This is a genomic window from Ruminococcus sp. 8Y-12 (assembly GCF_058119865.1).
The window spans coordinates 2,982,697-3,000,833 of sequence record NZ_CM176623.1 but is presented as its reverse complement, the minus strand read 5'-3'; the positions used below and the strand labels follow the sequence as shown (position 1 = coordinate 3,000,833).

The following is an 18,137-nucleotide window of genomic DNA, read 5'->3' as shown; positions in this document are numbered from 1 at the left end:
AGGTAACTGTTCAGTACCTTTGCAGTTACAATACCGTCATGCATAGACCTTCTCCATTACTTCCGGCCTGTCAATGCCTGGAATACCGCCTGAGCAAAGGCAGCAGTTCTTTTAATGTATCCACACAGTAATCCAGTTCCCCCTCTGTAGTAAAGGTGCTGAAACTGAACCGCAGGGTTGCATCCAGCAGGCTCTGCTTAAGCCCGATCTCTTTAAGCACAGGACTCACTGGAAGCTTTTTGTTGGAGGAACACGCGGAACCGGAGGAAACACTGATGTCCCGATCCTCCAGCGCGTGCAGGAGCACTTCGCTGCGCACTCCGCAAAAGCTCACACTCACTATATGGGGCGCTCCCAGATCCCATGGCAGACTGTTTACCACAATGTCCGGGATCTCCTCCAATTGCTTCAGGAAATGCGCCTTCAATGCACTTAGGTGTTCCCTCTTTCCCTCAAAACTCTGATACGCCTCCATGGCCGCCACACCCAGTCCTGCGATTCCAGGTACATTATCTGTTCCGGAACGCATTCCCCTCTGCTGGCCGCCGCCCAAAATCAGCGGATGGATCTTCACCCGCTCATTCACATAGAGAAATCCCACGCCCTTTGGCCCGTGAATTTTATGCCCGCTCACTGAGAGCATATCTATCCCGCATTTTGAAGGGTATATCCTGTATTTTCCGTAAGCCTGAATAGCATCCACATGGTACAGGATCTGGGGATGCTCTTCCTTTAAGTATCTTCCGATATTCTCTACAGGCTCCACTGCCCCAATCTCGTTATTTACATACATAGTGGACACGAGTATCGTGTCTTCACAGACCGCTTCCCTCAGCTCTTCCATGTCAATCCTGCCATATCGATCCACCGGCAGATAGGTGATCCGGAAGCCATGTTCCTCCAGGTAGAGCATGGGCTGTATCACTGCCGGATGTTCAATAGCAGTGGTGATCACATGCATCCCGGCTCTGCGGTTTGCCATGGCTGCACCGATCAAGGCCCAGTTGTTGGACTCCGTCCCCCCTGAGGTGAAATAGATTTCCTTCTCATTTACTTTCAGGGTTTTGGCAATCCTTTCCCTTGCCTCTTTTATATATCTCTCAGCCTCCACCCCTTTTCTGTGTCTGGATGAGGGGTTCCCAAAATCCTCCATCATGGTTTTCACCACAATATCCCTCACTCTCTCCAGACATCTGGTTGTGGCTGAATTGTCTAAATATGCTTCCATTTCTCCTCCAGGTCATCAAATCATCCGTTTTTGTAACTATTCAACAAGTCTGTGCATTTACTGCACATTCTGAACAGTTACATGTTTTCCAGGTTAAACATCAAAACTGACAGTACCGCCAGGCCAGCCGTCTCCGTGCGCAGAATGCGTCTGCCCAGTGAGACAGGCTCTATCCCGTTCTCCCTGGCCAGGTCGATCTCTTCCTCCGCAAAGCCCCCCTCCGGCCCAATAAAGACTGCCACTGACTGGCCCGGAACAATGGACTGGAAAAGCTTCCTTGTCGCCTCCATGCCCTCCTGCAGCTCGTAGGGGATAAGTTTCACATCCATGCCGGAGGCATACGCCACCGCCTCTTCAAATCGCATAACCCCTGTCACTCTTGGAATCACGTTCCGTTTGGACTGCTTAGCCGCGCTCTCAGAGATGGCGTTCCACCTCTTTTGCTTATTCTGTTCCTTCTTTGCATCCAGCTTTACCACAGCTCTCCTGGTGGCCACAGGTATGATCTCATAGGCCCCAAGCTCCACTGCCTTTTGGATGACCAATTCCATTTTATCGCCCTTGGGAAGTCCCTGAAACAGGTAAATTTTGGAGGGCAGCTCCATGCCGGCCTCCTCCACCCACATAATCTTTGCAGTAATCCAGCATTCTTCCAGCTCTTCCAATTCACATCGGTACTCTTTGTTATCCCGGCCGCTGCTGATGCAGACCTGTTCCCCGGGCAGCATGCGGAGCACATTTTTGATGTGATTTACATCCGGCCCCTCTATCCTTATCCTCTTCTCCCCGATCTGCTCCGGGGACACAAAAAAATGATGCATAATATATGCTCCTAATTCTTCCTTGCAGTCACAGATACCCACTCACCCTGATGAGTAACCTCCAGGACCTGCAGACCTGCAGCCTTTACCGCTGCAACCACAGTCTCTTCCTTTTTATCAATAATTCCTGATGTGATATAGATTCCGCCCTCTCTCAACTGGTTCACAATCACTGGTGTCAGCGGCACAAGCACATCTGCCAGAATATTTGCTGCCACGATATCGTATCTGCCATACCCCACCTTGTCCTGAACCTGGGTATCATCAATAATGTTTCCGATCATCACATCCATTTTATTGTCCGGAATACCATTTGCCTCCATATTCTCCCTGGTTGCAGAGATGGCGCAGGGGTCCAGATCCGTCCCCACAGCATGCTTTGCCCCCATCTTCAGAGCCACGATGGAGAGTATTCCGCTGCCCGTGCCCACATCCAAAAGCTCCGTGTCCGGCGTAACATACTTCTTCAGCTGGCGCATACACAGCTGAGTCGTCTCATGCATCCCAGTGCCAAAGGCGGTCCCCGGGTCAATATGGATGATCATCTTACCCTTATCCTCAGGCTTCACTTCCTCCCAGGAGGGAATGATCAGGATGTCATCCACATAAAATTGATGAAAATACTGTTTCCAATTGTTTATCCAGTCTTTATCCTCTGTCTGGGATTCCGTGATGGTTCCCTCCCCGATATCCACAAACATCCGCAGCTCCTCAAGCTCCTCTTTCACCCTGGACAACAGCTCCTCCTTATCCGCATCCTCCTCCAGATAAAAATTCAGGTAGGCAATCCCGTCATCCGCTGGTCCATCCGGAAGGATGTCCACAAACATCTGCTGTTTGTCCTCCTCAGTCAAAGGCACCTTATCCTCTATCTCCACCCCTTCGACTCCAGCCTCCGCCAAAGTGGAGATCACGATATCCTCCACCTCAGATCTGGTCTTTAGCGTAAATTTATTCCATCTCATAGGGTTATCCCTCACTTTCTTCACCATTTCCGTTCTCAGGGCACAAAAACCCACTATCTGATAGTTTAACATAGTTCCTGACTGTCTGCAATACGGTATAAAATGAAAATACTGCCGCATCGGCAATCTTGTGCAACAGTCCAGACGGGGCAGGTCTGTTACGTGCGTTACCAACCGGACGTCACCCGGGCGTTGGCGGCTCTCACGCAAACACGTGCAACGCTCTGGGGAACTAACCGTTAACTACAACTAAGACGCTCAGGAAAACCTTCGCGTCCAAGTTTCCGTAAACGGTGGATTTCCCCGCCGCTAAAAACGCACGTTAAATGTTTACTTAGAGAGCCGCCAACGCCCAAGTGACTGTATTCTGTAACCTATACTTTCCCCAAAGCTTGTTTAAAAATCGTCTGGGTAGTGCCATCTTCCGGCAAAAAACCAGCTTCCTCCGGCACAGGAAGCGTCCCCTTAGCCAGTAACGGACCAGACCTCGTGGATATCTATTCTGTGACAACGAATTCTGCAATGTTCTCATATTTATTTATGTCCTCAGTTTCGTCTAACGTATAAAACTGTGTGCGGGCCCGATAAGTTCCGGGGAACAGTACAATGACCACACGTCCATCGAAAAGTGATGCATCGATGCCATTTTTAATAACCAGCTTTTCATCATATGGAGTGAAAAAGTCTCCGTCCTGCATTTTATCTGTAGTAAAGGCATACGTTTCCTTTACCGTTTCTCCCGGCCAAACACCAGTTTCCCCTTCAAGGGTATTTCCAGTTTCTCCCCAGAAATACCAGGTACCATCTATAAGCCGGTCAATTTGTATTTCGTTTTCATAGCTAAGTGCTTCTCTGCCTGTATTCTCATATTGAACAGTGATTTCATCCGCAGCAGAAGTAAGGGGTAATACTGTATACAGCAAAGAAGTGGAAGGCGTACCTAAATCTTCAGATACCTTCAAGCCAGAAGTATCTGTTCCATCTTTTTTTACAATGTACTCATAATACGAAAAACACTGCCGCACCGGCAATCTTTCCATCACCGGTGCGGCAGTTTACACTCATATAACAATTATTCTGTTTATTTCATTTATGCCCTGCGTCTTCTTTTTAAAGTATATCCCGCGAGAAGAAGCCCAGACCCTGCAAATACCACGCCCAGCGGCAGAATCGGTGCGTTATCTGCTGTCTTTGCCGCCGTGTTATTCTTGCCAGAACCGGAACCGTTGGTACCTGATCCGTTGGTACCCGACCCATTGGTGCCTGATCCTGTTCCGTTAACCCCGGACGTAGCGGTTTTAAAGGAAACTTTTTTATAGGAGGTCATGTTGACATCCACCCAACTGCTGCCTTCATATTTCTGCTTTTTAAAAGTAACCTGAAGTGTATGGGAGCCAGTGGTATTTATCGTAAAGGACGCCTCGTACTTTCCACTCACGAAGCTGTGTTCTTCCGTCACCTTCCAACTTGTGGGAAGGTATCTCTCATCCCCTTCATTCGGGCTGGTATTGTCCATACCTGCTCCAATTGCCTTAAAGCTAAGCGTTGAACCATTTTTGTATGTAGTTCCTTCTACTATGCCTGTTATCTTATTATCTGTGGAAGTAACTTGATCCGGTTTATCCAAAGTCTTAACCTTGGTACTAGTCAACTTTGTACCAGCATTATGATTTTCATCTTCCCCATAACGCGTCCATACTGTATAGGTGGTATTTTCTGTTGCCCCTGAAGCCTTTATCGTACCTGTTGTTGTACGTGTATCATTTTTCCATTCAGACTCTTTCGGCTTACTTGTTCCTGACTTAATACAATACTGCTGCCCTTTTAAGGCTTTATATTGAAATGAACTATAGGTAATTTCAGATACAGACGGTTTTTTTGGAGATTTCTCATAATCTGCTTTCAAAATTTTGACATTATCTGTCTCTTCCCAACTATCTTTCGTAAGCTTATAGTTTACAGAAGTCGCTTCATCCAACGTAACCTTAATTTCTACTTTGTCAGCTTCTGCAACATTTGCGCTATTATAGGTAATCTCCAACAGCTTTTCCTTAGGTGTGTCTCCCTCTACAGCTCCTTCGAAGATTACTTTTCCAGATCCGTCTTGTGATCCGTCATATTTTTTTTCATCAAGTTCTACAACAGGAGTAAGGTTTGCTTTTTCTACAGTACAGCTTACTTTTGATTCAAAAAATAAATTATCACCATAACTAACTTTTATAGTAGCCATATGCGTCCCCGCCGTAGCTTTCTTTGCAGGCTGAACTTTAAATGATTCATTTATGCCATCTTTTCCACCAGTCCTGCCTGAAACAATAAAGCTACTGCTATCTGTTGGTTTTGTCAATACAAAACTATCGGCATCACTTCCTGATAACTGTATATCGAATTTCACGCTGCTCTCCGAGGGATTTGTAATAGTAATAGCCTTTGCATCTGCTGGGGATCCATATGTTGCAGAAGAAAAACTTATATCTGCAGCTCTAAGTTCTACTTTTTCAGTCTGCTTATTCACAAGTATATTACTTCCGGATTCTTTAACTTCACCCGAATACACTAACTTGCTTGCCGTTACCTCCATTTGTCCTCTTGGAAGATAGAGATAAATCTTTTTATCTTCATCTGAAAAAACACCTGTATTACCATATGAAAAGGTGGTCCCATCTTTTTTTACAGCTAAATCTGTAATCTCCGTAGATCCACTGTCTACAACTATCGTCGCAGGATAAACATTTACATTATCTTTTCCTTTGATCTCTAGCTTATTTGCCGGTGAAATAGCACCTAAATTTACGCTTCCACCTGTAACCGAGACCTGTGCGCCCACTGTTGTACTGGTGGTAGCTTTTAGAACAATGCCAGATTTAGCAACCACCGTTCCACTTTCAATTTTTAATTTTCCAGATTTCATTCCAAGAGTTATATCCTTACCTGTTCCTTTTCCTGAAACTGTCAATTTTCCACTACCGGCAATTGTTAATTCTGCTTCATTAGGAATGTTCACTGCTGAAGTATCATCAAAATCTGTTACAAAGCTGTTGCTTCCATTAAGTGTCAGTGATAGCTTTTTACCATTCAAATTTAATGCTATGCCATCTTCTGTCTTTATTCTTACATCAGACAGTGTAATGTTTGCATCGCTTTCAAGCACAAGTTTTGTATTACTCAGACTACTATTGCCGTCTATAAGAATCTTTTTGTCAGATTTAATTGAAAGAATTTTGGTACTTTCACTATATGTATAGTCAACTCCGCTTGTTAAATCTTCTTCACATTTTAATGTTAAGCCACCTATGATCAAATCTGACGCTTTTGCTACTTTTTCTTTAGTATCATTTTCATCATTTTCTTTCTGACTATCCGTTGAATCGTTCTGCTGCCTTGAATTCTTTTCAGAGTCCGTCTGACTCTCTTTGGCCTTCGTTTTATCTTTCTTTTGAGACTTTTTTTTCTCTGCAGTTTTCTGAGTATCATCCTGCTTCGTCTCACCTTCCCCAGACTTCCCACTCTCTGACTGTCTTTCCCCGGAAGCGGCTTGCGTCTGCGGCTCCCCTGCGGCTGCTATCACAGGAACGGGCGCCATAGTCAGTGTCATACTGCATGTCAATCCCATAATCATAAGTTTTCTCAATACTTTGTTCTTCATAGCTGTCCTCATTTTCCTTGTTTCAATCTACACTCGGTAATTTCACAGAGTACGACTACATCTTATTATTTTATTGATGCGTTGATTTACCTTATGTCAGTGGATGATACCAGTTTCTCTGTACCCGCCACTGCCGTTAATTATGTATATAATAGTATTATTTTAATTCCTTTCGCTTTTTATGTCAACGCCTATTCCCTTAAGAAATATTAAGATTGTCCAGGTCTTGTAAATAAGTTGTAAAACGCGAAAACGACGAAAATCAGCAGACAAAATAGTTTCTTTCGCTGCAACTTCCGCCGTTTCTCTTAATTCCTATTAATTATCCTCAAAAGTCTCTTTCAGTTTATCCATAAATCCCTTTTTCTTGGGTTTTTCCGCCCCCTCTTTGCTCTGTCCGAGAGAGCCGCCGTTTGCTGCGTCAAACTTGCGCAGAGCCTCCTTTGCCTCTTCATTTAGCTTAGTGGGCACCTGCACCACAAGGGTCACATAGTGGTCGCCACGCACAGACTTGTTGCGCAGTGACGGCACTCCCTTGCCTTTCAGACGCACTTTTGTGTCCGTCTGTGTTCCCGGTTTTACGTCGTAGAGCACATCTCCATCCACAGTGCTGATGCGCACTTCACCCCCCAGAGCTGCCTGGGCAAAGCTGATGGGCGCGGTGGAGAAGATATTCATATCCTGTCTCTGGAAGATAGGATGACGCATTACATTCACTTCCACTAGGAGATCGCCCCTGGGTCCGCCGTTGCTTCCCGGCTCCCCTTTGTCCCTTATCCGAATGCTCTGTCCATCATCAATTCCCGCCGGGATCGTGACAGCAATCTTCTTTTTGCTGGATGTGTATCCGGTTCCGTGGCAAGCAGTACATTTATCCTTAATCACCTTGCCAGTTCCGTTACATTCCGGACAAGTCTGGACATTTCTCACCACACCAAAGAGGGACTGCTGGGTAAACACCACCTGTCCCTTACCACCGCACTTCTGACAGGTTTCGGGACTTGTACCAGGTTTTGCACCTGATCCGTGGCAGGTGGTGCACTCATCCTTTAAGTTCAGCTCCAACTCTTTTTCACAGCCAAATACAGCCTCCTCAAAGGTAACCCGCACGCTGGTCCGGATGTTGGCCCCCTTCATGGGGCCATTGTTAGCCCTCCTGCGGCTCCCACCTCCAAATAGGTCGCCAAAAATATCACCGAAAATGTCACCCATATCTCCGCCGAAGTCAAAGCCGCTAAAGCCGCCGCCCGGGCCGCCCTGTTCAAACGCAGCATGGCCGAACTGGTCGTACTGCGCTCTCTTCTCTTTATCGCTCAGCACGGCATATGCCTCAGACGCCTCTTTAAAACGCTTCTCAGCCTCCGTGTCTCCGGGGTTCATATCCGGGTGATACTTCTTGGCCAGCTGTCTGTATGCTTTTTTTATGGTGGCATCATCAGCGTTTCGGTCAACGCCCAAGACCTCATAATAATCACGTTTACTCTCTGCCATTATGTTCACCTTTTCCTAAATTTATCAAAACGCAGTTTAAGGGGGCATGTGCCGGGGACCGGACTTGCGGCCCCCCTGTCTGTCCCCTGCGCTGTTATTTATCTTATACCTCTTTGTAATCCCCGTCAACTACATCGTCAGCCTGATAGGAAGTATCTGCTCCTGCCTGAGGATCTTCCCCTGCTGCACCCTGGGAAGCCTGCGCCTGCTCATACACTTTCGCAAATACTTTCTGAGCACTCTCCATCAATTTCTCTTTCGCAGCTTTGATCTCCGCTACCTGAGCCTCTGTCATCTCCTCCGGATTTGATTTTGCAATCAGATCCTTCAGCGCAGTCAGATCTGCCTCCACCGCTGTCTTGTCATTGGCATCCACTTTATCGCCCACTTCCTCCAGAGCCTTTTCCGTCTGGAATACCATGGAGTCCGCATCATTGCGGGTGTCAATGGCCTCTTTTCTCTTCTTATCCTGAGACTCGAACTCAGCAGCCTCTTTCACTGCCTTCTCGATATCACTGTCAGACATGTTGGAACCTGAGGTGATGGTGATATGCTGCTCTTTTCCGGTTCCCAAATCTTTTGCAGATACATTCACGATACCGTTGGCATCAATGTCAAAAGTAACTTCGATCTGAGGAACGCCTCTTCTTGCAGGAGGAATTCCATCCAGGCGGAACTGTCCTAAGGACTTGTTGTCCTTTGCGAACTGTCTCTCGCCCTGTACTACGTGGATGTCAACCGCGGTCTGGTTGTCTGCTGCTGTTGAGAAAATCTGGCTCTTCTTTGTGGGAATGGTCGTGTTTCTCTCAATCAGCCTGGTTGCTACACCGCCCATAGTCTCTATGGACAGCGACAGTGGAGTGACATCCAGCAGAAGGATATCTCCTGCACCTGCATCGCCTGCCAGCTTACCGCCCTGTACGGAAGCTCCCAGTGCAACACACTCATCCGGGTTTAAGCTCTTGCTGGGCTCATGACCGGTCAGAGCTTTCACCTTATCCTGTACAGCCGGGATACGTGTGGAACCACCTACCAGCAGAACCTTGGAGATCTCGCTTGCTGTCAGCCCTGCATCCTTCAGAGCTGTGGTCACAGGTGTAGCGGTTCTCTCCACCAGATCATGTGTCAGCTCATCAAATTTCGCTCTTGTCAGGTTCATATCAAAGTGCTTCGGTCCATCTGCCGTTGCAGTGATGAACGGAAGGTTGATGTTGGTTGTAGTGGCGCTGGAGAGCTCTTTTTTGGCCTTCTCCGCTGCCTCTTTTAATCTCTGAAGTGCCATCTTATCGCCTGATAAGTCTACACCCTCATTCTTTTTAAACTCAGACAGCATGTAGTCCGTGATCTTCTGGTCAAAATCATCGCCGCCCAGTCTGTTGTCGCCTGCTGTGGAGAGCACTTCGATAACGCCCTCTCCGATCTCGATAATGGAAACATCGAAGGTACCGCCGCCCAAGTCATAAACCATGATCTTCTGCTCTTTTTCATTATCCAGTCCGTATGCCAGAGCTGCTGCTGTAGGCTCGTTGATGATTCGCTTAACATCCAGTCCTGCGATCTTTCCGGCATCCTTGGTGGCCTGGCGCTGAGCGTCATTGAAATATGCGGGCACTGTGATTACAGCCTCCGTCACTTTCTCGCCCAGATAGTTTTCTGCATCGCCTTTCATCTTCTGCAGAATCATGGCTGAAATCTCCTGGGGAGAGTACTTCTTTCCATCAATATCCACTTTGTAGTCTGTACCCATATGTCTCTTAATGGAAGAGATCGTCTTATCCGCGTTGGTTACTGCCTGGCGCTTTGCAGGCTCGCCTACAAGTCTCTCACCTGTCTTTGTGAAAGCCACTACGGACGGTGTTGTTCTGGCTCCCTCTGCATTTGCGATAACGGTGGGTTTTCCACCTTCCATAACTGCCACACAGCTGTTTGTTGTTCCTAAATCGATTCCTATGATTTTACCCATTGTCATTTCCTCCTCATTGCAATGTTTTCATTTTATTGTAATGTCTGCGTTGGCAGACGTGTCCGTTTAATTGGCTACTTTTACCATACTGTGCCTTACCACGGTATCCCGGTAAGTGTAACCCTTCTGGAACTCCTCGGCAATGATATTCTCACCCAGTTCCTCATCCTCCACATGCATCACTGCATTGTGAAAATTGGGGTCAAATTCCTGACCCACAGCCTCAATCGGCTTTACTTCCAATTCCTCCAAAGTAGACATCAGCTGTTTGTAGATCTTATCCATGCCCTCCACAAAGGGATCATTCCTGCTCTCATCCGGAACCTGCGCCAAGCCTCTCTCAAAATTGTCAACCACAGGGAGCATCTTTTCGATCACACTCTTTGCGCCGACCTCATACATGGAGGCCTTCTCCTTCTCCGTCCTCTTGCGGAAGTTATCAAACTCTGCCATCTGGCGTTTCAGCCTGTCAGTAAGATCTTCGATCTGCTGATCCTTCTTGTCTTTCTTATCCTTCTTCTTACCAAAGAAGCCTTTCTTCTCTCCCGGACCGCTTCCCTCAGGCTCCTTTCCCTTGGATTCCTGACCGCTGCCATCCTCATTCTCAGAGGCTTCCCCGGCATTTTCCTCATCCTGTGAATCTTCCTCCACAGCTTCTGTATCCGTTTCCTCCTCGGTCACTTCCCCAACCGTCTCACCAGTCTCATTTTCCGCATCGGAAACAGCGTCCTTGTTCTCATCTATCTCCATATCCTTTTGCAGCTTTTCCTCAGACACGCTCTCTACCGCCCTTCTTCATCCTTTTTCGTTACTCTTGTTTTTGGTGATTCCTCTCTCTGCCTACCGAGACGGAAGAGTCCTCACTCGTCTTGTTAAATATCTTATCCAACTGCGTTGTCAAAGTTTTCAGTGTGCTGACTACTTTGTCGTAATCCATCCTTTTCGGCCCGATAATTCCTATCGTTCCCTTCATTCCCTCACCTAATTCATAGGTTGCTGTCACCACACTGCAATCCCGCATGGTCTGTACCGGAGATTCATTTCCTATATAGACCTGAATGCCCGTGTTCTCCTCCGCTGTCATAGTCTCTGCCACCAGATTTGCCAACTGCTGTTTCTCCTCAAATGCACTGATCAACTCACTGGCCTTTTCACTGTCGCTCAACTCCGGATATTTGAAAATATTGGTTGTGCCGCTGGTATAGATCTCTAAGTCCTCATCATCCATCTGAATGGCCTCTGCTACCGCATCCAATACACTGTTGACCACCTCACTGTGTATCCCTGCCTGCTCCTTGAGCTTCGCGATGGTAACCAGATTGATCTGTTCCATGGTCAGGCCGTTTAAGCTGGTGTTCAGCAGAATATTCAGTTTCAGAATCGTCTCATTGTCCAGCTGATGGTCAATGCGGAGCATCTTGTTCTTAACCACATTCCCCTCTGTCACTACAACCGCCAGCAGCTGGTTTTCCGCAATGACCGAGAGCTGTATAAATTTCAGCTTTGTCCGGTGATACTGAGGAGAGGTGATCATGGTTGCATAGTTGGTATTGTTGGCCAGCACCTTTGCCACCTGCTTCAGAACCAGATCCATCTTATCCTGCTTCTGGATCATCAGCTCCTTCATCTCCGTGACTTCTTTTTCCTTCTCCTCCATGAGATGGTCCACATAAAAACGGTATCCCATATCAGAGGGAATCCTTCCGGCTGAGGTGTGGGGTTGGAGGATATAACCCATATCTTCCAGATCAGACATCTCATTGCGGATTGTAGCGGAACTCAGATTTAAATCCGCATACTTGGATATGGTTCTGGAGCCAACCGGTTCCCCGGTTTCCAGATAAGTTTTAATGATAGCGTACAAGATTTTCGTCTTGCGTTCATCCAACTGCATCTTTAAATCCTCCCTCCCTTTTTTGTTATTAGCACTCATCTTGGTAGAGTGCTAACATCTATGTTCCTAAGATAGCACTCTTAATTTTCTTTGTCAATAGTATTTATGTATTTTTTAGAAATTATTTTTCATTTATAGGTTCATTAGATTGATACCAGTTCCTCACTTTAAAGGGCTATTTGGACAAAACCATGGAAATTCAAGGAAATCTACCGTTGACATGGTTTTTTAATGATGCTATATTTTAAAAAAATGAGCAAGTTTGATCTAATTAAAAGAGATACCGGCGCTTTTCCCGGGTCCGAAAAAACGGGGATTCAGAAAAAACAGGAGGGAAACATGAATAATAAGAACAAGTTAAATCGGGTTTTACTTTTTCTTTCGGCAATTGTACTGCTGGGCTTCGCAAAAACAGATGTTTGCGCGGCAAAGTCTTATGATTCGGTAAAAATATCTGCAAAGGACCCGGTGGTGGTCATCAGAACCTCTTATGCCACCGATAAATTTGAGGATGGAGGGTTGGGTGGCGTCTATTCTGCGGTTCCTGTCAAAGATACGGACTGCTATCTATTATACGATGTAATTATCTGGGAAGATCGCATAAGTCTCTATAAATTTGACAATAATCTGGACGATAAATGGAGTGAATATGCCCAAAAAAACAATGTGGACAGCATGACAGAAAGCCAATACCTAAAGGCAGGATTGGACTTTCGAGAGTCTTATCTCATAAAATCTGTCAAGTGTAAGAACCTGGAAGGAGATGTGGAGAAAGATAGCAGTAAGCGTTTAGCCGCATACAAAGCTTTTTTCAATATAATCCATAAGCGCTCTCCCTCCCGGCACATCGTCATCAAGTATTCTGGCCATGGAGGAGGAAGCTCCTTCTGCGGCTGCTTAAATTTGAGTGATACCAAAAAGGTTATGAATTATGGACTGAAGGTATTTGGGCAGAAATTTGCGATCATTGATTACGGAACAAACTGTGTCTCAGGAACGACCAGCGTACTGAATTTTTACAAATCTTATACAGATTATATGGTTGTATCACAATTGGATTTTGGCGGATGGGAGTGGGATAAATGGAATTATGACATTTACCGCAAGGTGGACAGCGATGAGGTTTATTCCAGGATGTTCCGAAAGGGAGAAACCATTCGGAAAGCCGCCCTGCGGCTGGGAGGCCAGCACAAAAAAATGTGGCCCTACGGGAAAAAATATATGAAAAAAAATAAGATTCCCCAATCCTCCACTGTGGTAAAGATGAAAGAATATACAAATCTAATGAAAAGTCTGAAAAAGACGGGGGCAACACGATATCATTGGGATCTCTACACCATGGTTAAAAAATATGGCGGGAGCAGTCTTCTCAAAAAGTATAAAAAAGCAATCATCTATTATTCCAATAATCAGGCATATTTACGCGGAAAATGGACGTATGGAAGAGGCGTTAATTTTGAAGGCTTTCATTAAAACAAAGGAAAACCTTCTGTCTGTACAACGAAGAGCTGGCATTGACATTTCAATAAAATGTGATATGATAGCCGTAAAATATTCTGAAGCTAAGCTTTAGGAAAGGATAACTTATCGGTAGAGAGTGATGAAAAAAGGATCAACAATTATGCTCGTCCTGGCCTTTGCAGCGATTGTCTGCCTGCTTGGACTTGCCGGTTACCTGACAGTCTATATAAATGAGGACTCTGCCTCCCCCAAATCTGCTGCTGTCCAGACAGACGCTGCTCTGGTGGAACTGGAGCCATCTGACACCACCAAGAGCAATTCCTCTCCCAGTTACGGACAGGATGGATATGTGGAGCTGGAGCATTCTTATATTTTCGTGGGTGATTCACGAACAGTAGGAATGCGGGATGCGGTACAGGAATATGATCCGGCTGATACCTGCACCTATATCGCAAAGGAAGGGGAGGGATTTCACTGGCTTTACAATGACGGAATCGTACAGCTGGAAGCTGCACTGAAAGAAAACCCGGATGCCACCGTTATTTTTAATCTGGGGGTCAATGATTTAAAGGAGGTAGACAAGTATATTTCATTTTATCAGGAGCTGTTTCAAACTTATCATGATCCCGCTTTCTATATCATGTCTGTGAACCCTGTGAATGATGAGCTTTGTAAGGGAGCCAGCAATGCAGAAATACAGGCTTTTAACCAGGCAATGCAGGAGGCTTTTCCGGATCAATATATGGACTGCTTCAATTATCTGCTGTCTGAGGATTGGTCCACCGTTGACGGTCTGCACTACACCAAGAACACCTACCGCAGAATTCATCATTTTGCTGTAATGATCCTGACAGCATAGCATTTATAAACCACTTAAAAATGAGACAGACACCCTGCATATATCTGCAGAGTCCTGCCTCATTTTTGCTTCTACTTCCATCTAACATATACTAGCAGACCGCCGCCTGCTTCGCTGTCAGTTCCCGAATCTCCCTCACCATAAAATACCCACAGACAATCGCAGCCGCCCCGTCCGCTATGGGACCTGCGTACATCACACCGTCAATTCCCATAATCAAGGGGAAGATAATGATGAGGGGCAGCAGGAAGAGGATCTGTCTGGTGAGTGACATGAAGATACCCAGTCTAGACTTTCCTATGGATGTAAAGAAATTTGAGGTTACCGGCTGGATACCGTTTATGATAGTCAAAAACAGAAATATCTTGAAATACCGCTCAGAAAACGTAAAGTAAAGTTCACTTCCCTGACCAAATATAGAGATAATCTGCCGCGGAAATACCTGGAAGCAGACAAACGCAGCAAAGGACAGAACCGATGCAGTCCCCACAGCCTGCAGATAAGTCTTCTTTACCCTTCCGTATTTCTGAGCGCCGTAGTTAAATCCAACGATTGGCTGCGTACCCTGGGATATTCCAATAATCACTGCCATAAATACCATGTTTACTTTTGTAATAATCCCAGCGCAGGCGAGCGGTATCTCCCCTCCATACACGGATCTGGCGCCATAGTAAGAGAGGGTATTGTTCATTACAATCTGTACAATGGTCATAGCTATCTGATTGAAACATGCACTGGCGCCAAGGGCAAAGATATTCTTTACAAATATCCCATCCAGACAAAAGCACTCCCTGTTCAGCACAATGTGCTTGAAATGGAAGAGATATCTGAGACTAATACAAAAGGAGATGATCTGACCAATGATCGTGGCCAGTGCAGCCCCTGCCATACCCATGTGAAAACCAAAAATGAAAATAGGGTCCAGAATGGTGTTGATCACAGCTCCCACCAGCATAGACATCATAGAATATTTGGGACTTCCATCCGCCAGTATTTGCTTGCTGATTGCTGTGTTGGCAATCAAAAACGGAAAACCAATTGCAGTGATTCGTGTATACATCTGGGCAAAGGGAAGCACCTCCTCGGTGGCCCCAAACCCTCTCAGCATTGGCGTCAAAAAGATTTCTGTTACCGCAAAGAGACAAATCCCGAAAATCAGGATGAGTGTCAGGGCATTGCCTGAATATTTAGCTGCCTCCCTCTCCTCACCTGCCCCCAGCTTCAGTGAAAAATTGGATGCTCCTCCGATTCCCAAAAGAAGGGCAATCGCGGTACAGGTGGTGGAGAGCGGAAATGCAATGTTTGTGGCCGCATTTCCCAGCATTCCCACCCCCTGACCGATAAAGATCTGATCCACTATATTGTAAAGCGCTGTCACCAGCATGGAAATAATACAGGGAATCGCAAAATTAATCAGCAATTTTGATTCCTTCTCATACCCCAGCGGGTTTTCTGTGTCCTGTTGCACTGGTTTCATCTAACCTTCCTCCACTTATACCTGTTCAGTACCTTCATAGTTACATGCAAAAATCCTTATAAAATTACCTTCGGTGATGGGATTTTTGCACTCCTGAATCATTTTCTTACGGTTAGCGCAGTAAATGCGCAGACCTGTTGAATCGTTACACTCACTTCTTTTTTCATTATGTTTTTCTTCATTCTTCTTTTGGTTAAGCTCAAAAGCAGTGAGCTCTGCTGTCAGCGTCACAGCAAAAACTCTGAGAGCACGTAATTACTCACATCAATCCCTTTCTCCGTCAGGGACAGCCACCCCTCCCTCTCCTGCAGCAGCCCTTCCCTTGTCAGCTTTGCGGATACTTTTCCATAGACATCCCAAATAGAGCATCCGAATTGTATATTAAACTCCTTAATACTGACCCCTCTGGTCAGACGCAGCCCCAAAAACATGGTCTCCTCCATTCGGGCCTGCAAGCTGAGACGTTCCTGGTCAAGTCTTGGGAAGCTCCCCCTCAAATACTCCTGCAAATCCTCCGTTCCATGATAACGTGTCTCGTCCATCAGGGAAGCTGCCCCGAGTCCGAATCCCCTGTAACTTTTTCTGGTCCAGTAACCGCAGTTGTGGCGGCATTCGAATCCCTCCCTGGCATAGTTGGAAATTTCATACCTGCGATATCCCGCCTGCCTTAGAATACGGGCCGTATCCGCGTACATACTGCGCTCTTCTTCTTCTGATGGAAGCTGGGCACACTCCCCATCCTTCTGTCTGTCCCTCTCATCGCATGCATACTTCTCATAAAAGGGAGTCCCCTCCTCTATGATAAGACTGTAGGCTGAGATATGCTCAGGCTCGAGCGCCGTTACCTGTTTTAGAGTATCCCTAAAGCTCTCGGGAGTCTGCGCCGGGAGCGCGGACATCAGGTCCACGTTAATGTTCCTAAATCCCGCTTTCCTGGCCATATGATAGCTCTCCACAAAGTCTTCCCAGGTATGGATACGCCCCAATTCCCTCAACTCCCCATTGTGGGCAGACTGAAGCCCAAGGCTCAGCCGGTTGATACCAGCCTGCCTAAGAGCCTTCAGTTTTCCCTGGTCAAGGGTTCCCGGGTTAGCCTCCAGAGTGATTTCCGCCTCCTTTGAAAAGCTGAATTTTTCCCGGCAGGTATCCAGTATCCCCTGCATCTGCTGTCCTGAAAGGATGGAAGGGGTACCACCACCCAAGAATACGGAAGTGACCTTCTCCTCCCTCTTTTCCGCCTCCCGAATTTCCTTAATCAGCATCTGCACATACACATCCATGGTCTCCTGTCCTGCCGGAAAGGAAAGAAAATCGCAGTAGTTACATTTTTTCCTGCAGAAAGGAATATGAATATATAACTCCATCTCTCTGTCTGTTTCCACTAATCCTTACTCCTTATATACCTAGTACATCGTCTACTAAATAAGCATCCCATATACTTGCCTGAATATTCATACCGCATATATGCAGCACTTATTTAGTTTACGATGCACTACCCCTGGGATATCCCTTCTTTATTCTTGATATCCCGGGGTTGTCCTTTACATTAATTTTTAAATCAAATTTTATTTTATCACCCTCTCAGTTAAATTGCTACCCACGAAAGGCAGGTATTTTATGAACAATCTCACCCTCAGCAACTGGTCACTTCTGGCACTTCCAGTGCTGCTTCTCTGTTACATTCTAAACTTTACAGTACCAAAGAAATACTATGTACTCCCCAAATGTGCCGGAAGCCTGATCTGCCTCTGCACAGCCGCCATCCCCCTTTTCAGCTCACAGCAGGATCTCTCTTACATCTCCATTGCCCTGGCACTGTCCTTTTTCCTGGCAGGGGATTTTCTCATCGTCTATCACCCGCTGGCAGGAGGTGCCGCCTTCGCTGCCGGTCAGGCGGTGCTGCTCTTCTGGCTGCTTAACCAGGTGTCTTTTTTTCCAGCCGTTCTTCTTCTCTGGGCGCTGGATTTGCTGGCTGTCTTTCTTCTTTTTCAGCCCGAATTGTCTTTCGCGAAAGAGCTATTGTTTCCGTTGTCCCTATATGCAGCTTTGCTGACTATAAACGTCTCCGGGGCGGCAGTGCTGGCATTCACCAAAGGTTCCCCCTATTGGCCCCTTTTTCTGGGATTCCTCAGCTTTCAGGCCTCTGACCTTCTACTGGGCAAAAATACCCTGGGTACACCAACGCACCGGCGCCGAAAGATACTGATGGCACTCTATTATTTAGCTCTCTATAGTATGGCCTCCTTTGTCTGGACTGCCTCTTGACAACAGCTGTCGGTTATAGTATTATTGTGATATCAAATTAATATCATTCCACAACATTCAAAGGGGG

The 18,137-nt window shown here is 46.3% G+C and carries 15 protein-coding genes; 3 read left to right on the top strand and 12 right to left on the bottom strand.

Annotation, left to right across the window (positions count from 1 at the left end; translation table 11 throughout):
* Positions 1-70: 70 nt before the first annotated feature.
* The 9 genes from AC0THY_RS11365 to hrcA form a co-directional block, all read right to left on the bottom strand.
* Complete coding sequence (locus AC0THY_RS11365) at positions 71-1,228, bottom strand: cysteine desulfurase family protein (RefSeq protein ID WP_489990716.1); 1,158 nt, start codon at positions 1,226-1,228, stop codon at positions 71-73.
* Between the two features lie 77 nt (positions 1,229-1,305).
* On the bottom strand, positions 1,306-2,049 hold the full coding sequence (locus AC0THY_RS11360; RefSeq protein WP_489990715.1) for a 16S rRNA (uracil(1498)-N(3))-methyltransferase: 744 nt from the start codon (positions 2,047-2,049) through the stop codon (positions 1,306-1,308).
* Positions 2,050-2,060: 11 nt separating this feature from the next.
* Positions 2,061-3,014, bottom strand: a complete 954-nt coding sequence (prmA, locus tag AC0THY_RS11355) for a 50S ribosomal protein L11 methyltransferase (protein WP_489990714.1) — start codon at positions 3,012-3,014, stop codon at positions 2,061-2,063.
* A 497-nt stretch (positions 3,015-3,511) separates the two neighbouring features.
* Complete coding sequence (locus AC0THY_RS11350; RefSeq protein WP_489990713.1) at positions 3,512-3,976, bottom strand: hypothetical protein; 465 nt, start codon at positions 3,974-3,976, stop codon at positions 3,512-3,514.
* A gap of 128 nt (positions 3,977-4,104) precedes the next feature.
* Complete coding sequence (locus AC0THY_RS11345) at positions 4,105-6,660, bottom strand: hypothetical protein (RefSeq protein ID WP_489990712.1); 2,556 nt, start codon at positions 6,658-6,660, stop codon at positions 4,105-4,107.
* 318 nt (positions 6,661-6,978) lie between these two features.
* Positions 6,979-8,151, bottom strand: a complete 1,173-nt coding sequence (gene dnaJ / locus AC0THY_RS11340; RefSeq protein ID WP_489990711.1) for a molecular chaperone DnaJ — start codon at positions 8,149-8,151, stop codon at positions 6,979-6,981.
* 103 nt (positions 8,152-8,254) lie between these two features.
* On the bottom strand, positions 8,255-10,114 hold the full coding sequence (gene dnaK / locus AC0THY_RS11335; protein WP_489990710.1) for a molecular chaperone DnaK: 1,860 nt from the start codon (positions 10,112-10,114) through the stop codon (positions 8,255-8,257).
* Between the two features lie 66 nt (positions 10,115-10,180).
* Positions 10,181-10,864, bottom strand: coding sequence for a nucleotide exchange factor GrpE (grpE, locus tag AC0THY_RS11330; protein WP_489994186.1), 684 nt, complete (start codon positions 10,862-10,864; stop codon positions 10,181-10,183).
* A gap of 58 nt (positions 10,865-10,922) precedes the next feature.
* The gene (hrcA, locus tag AC0THY_RS11325; protein WP_489990709.1) at positions 10,923-12,008 is read right to left on the bottom strand and encodes a heat-inducible transcriptional repressor HrcA; all 1,086 of its coding nucleotides are present in this window, start codon (positions 12,006-12,008) and stop codon (positions 10,923-10,925) included.
* Positions 12,009-12,347: 339 nt separating this feature from the next.
* Between hrcA and AC0THY_RS11320 the strand changes: the two genes are divergently transcribed.
* Positions 12,348-13,481, top strand: a complete 1,134-nt coding sequence (locus AC0THY_RS11320; protein WP_489990708.1) for a hypothetical protein — start codon at positions 12,348-12,350, stop codon at positions 13,479-13,481.
* Positions 13,482-13,608: 127 nt separating this feature from the next.
* The gene (locus tag AC0THY_RS11315; protein ID WP_489990707.1) at positions 13,609-14,328 is read left to right on the top strand and encodes an SGNH/GDSL hydrolase family protein; all 720 of its coding nucleotides are present in this window, start codon (positions 13,609-13,611) and stop codon (positions 14,326-14,328) included.
* A 91-nt stretch (positions 14,329-14,419) separates the two neighbouring features.
* Here AC0THY_RS11315 and AC0THY_RS11310 read toward each other — a convergent pair whose 3' ends face one another.
* From AC0THY_RS11310 to hemW, 3 genes are read right to left on the bottom strand one after another with little or no spacing between them, the layout of a single operon-like run.
* On the bottom strand, positions 14,420-15,805 hold the full coding sequence (locus tag AC0THY_RS11310) for an MATE family efflux transporter (RefSeq protein WP_489990706.1): 1,386 nt from the start codon (positions 15,803-15,805) through the stop codon (positions 14,420-14,422).
* Positions 15,806-15,820: 15 nt separating this feature from the next.
* Complete coding sequence (locus AC0THY_RS11305) at positions 15,821-16,036, bottom strand: hypothetical protein (RefSeq protein WP_489990705.1); 216 nt, start codon at positions 16,034-16,036, stop codon at positions 15,821-15,823.
* Positions 16,033-17,169, bottom strand: a complete 1,137-nt coding sequence (gene hemW, locus AC0THY_RS11300) for a radical SAM family heme chaperone HemW (protein ID WP_489994185.1) — start codon at positions 17,167-17,169, stop codon at positions 16,033-16,035. The genes AC0THY_RS11305 and hemW overlap by 4 nt, the downstream gene beginning before the upstream one ends.
* Before the next feature lie 253 nt (positions 17,170-17,422).
* On the opposite strand from hemW, the gene AC0THY_RS11295 reads away from it, so the two are divergent.
* On the top strand, positions 17,423-18,070 hold the full coding sequence (locus AC0THY_RS11295; RefSeq protein ID WP_489990704.1) for a lysoplasmalogenase family protein: 648 nt from the start codon (positions 17,423-17,425) through the stop codon (positions 18,068-18,070).
* The last annotated feature ends 67 nt before the right edge of the window (positions 18,071-18,137 follow it).